This is a genomic window from Corynebacterium sp. HMSC073H12 (genome assembly GCF_001837775.1).
Lineage (GTDB): Bacteria > Actinomycetota > Actinomycetes > Mycobacteriales > Mycobacteriaceae > Corynebacterium > Corynebacterium amycolatum.
In genome coordinates this window covers 1-1,545 of sequence record NZ_KV834036.1, presented here as the reverse complement: position 1 = coordinate 1,545, position 1,545 = coordinate 1, and the positions used below count along the sequence as shown (strand labels likewise).

1 rRNA gene is annotated in these 1,545 nt (G+C 56.0%); it reads right to left on the bottom strand.

The window, feature by feature from the left end:
• Window positions 1–1,426, bottom strand: a 16S ribosomal RNA gene (locus tag HMPREF2708_RS06705); the annotation flags it as partial.
• Window positions 1,427–1,545: the final 119 nt, after the last annotated feature.

Sequence of the window (1,545 nt, the reverse complement as noted above, 5' to 3'; positions counted from 1 at the left end):
TTAGGCCACTGGCTTCGGGTGTTACCGACTTTCATGACGTGACGGGCGGTGTGTACAAGGCCCGGGAACGTATTCACCGCAGCGTTGCTGATCTGCGATTACTAGCGACTCCGACTTCACGGGGTCGAGTTGCAGACCCCGATCCGAACTGAGACCGGCTTTACGGGATTAGCTCGCCCTCACGGACTGGCAACCCACTGTACCGACCATTGTAGCATGTGTGAAGCCCTGGACATAAGGGGCATGATGATTTGACGTCATCCCCACCTTCCTCCGAGTTAACCCCGGCAGTTTCTTACGAGTCCCCACCACAACGTGCTGGCAACATAAGACAAGGGTTGCGCTCGTTGCGGGACTTAACCCAACATCTCACGACACGAGCTGACGACAACCATGCACCACCTGTATACAAGCCACAAGGGAAACACCATCTCTGGCGCGATCCTGTATATGTCAAGCCCAGGTAAGGTTCTTCGCGTTGCATCGAATTAATCCACATGCTCCGCCGCTTGTGCGGGCCCCCGTCAATTCCTTTGAGTTTTAGCCTTGCGGCCGTACTCCCCAGGCGGGGCGCTTAATGCGTTAGCTACGGCACGGATCCCGTGGAAGGAAACCCACACCTAGCGCCCACCGTTTACGGCATGGACTACCAGGGTATCTAATCCTGTTCGCTCCCCATGCTTTCGCTCCTCAGCGTCAGTTACTGCCCAGAGACCCGCCTTCGCCACCGGTGTTCCTCCTGATATCTGCGCATTTCACCGCTACACCAGGAATTCCAGTCTCCCCTACAGTACTCAAGTTATGCCCGTATCGCCTGCACGCCCGGAGTTAAGCCCCGGAATTTCACAGACGACGCGACAAACCACCTACGAGCTCTTTACGCCCAGTAATTCCGGACAACGCTCGCACCCTACGTATTACCGCGGCTGCTGGCACGTAGTTAGCCGGTGCTTCTTCTCCATCTACCGTCAGAAACCCTTCGTCGATGGTGAAAGGAGTTTACAACCCGAAGGCCGTCATCCCCCACGCGGCGTCGCTGCATCAGGCTTCCGCCCATTGTGCAATATTCCCCACTGCTGCCTCCCGTAGGAGTCTGGGCCGTGTCTCAGTCCCAATGTGGCCGTCCACCCTCTCAGGCCGGCTACCCGTCGCCGCCTTGGTAGGCCATTACCCCACCAACAAGCTGATAGGCCGCGGGCCCATCCCACACCGAAAAAACTTTCCACCACAGTATCCACACCATGGTCCTATCCGGTATTAGACCCAGTTTCCCAGGCTTATCCCGAAGTGCAGGGCAGGTCACCCACGTGTTACTCACCCGTTCGCCACTCGTGTACCCCAGCAAGCTGGAGCCTTACCGTTCGACTTGCATGTGTTAAGCACGCCGCCAGCGTTCGTCCTGAGCCAGGATCAAACCCTCCATCAAAAACCCTTCAAATCAGAAGAATCAAAAAAACAATGAAAGGCCCAAAAACCTGACAAAAACAAAACAAACAACCACCACACACCACAAACAGTGCGCGGCCTGGCCGTTATCCAAAAAAA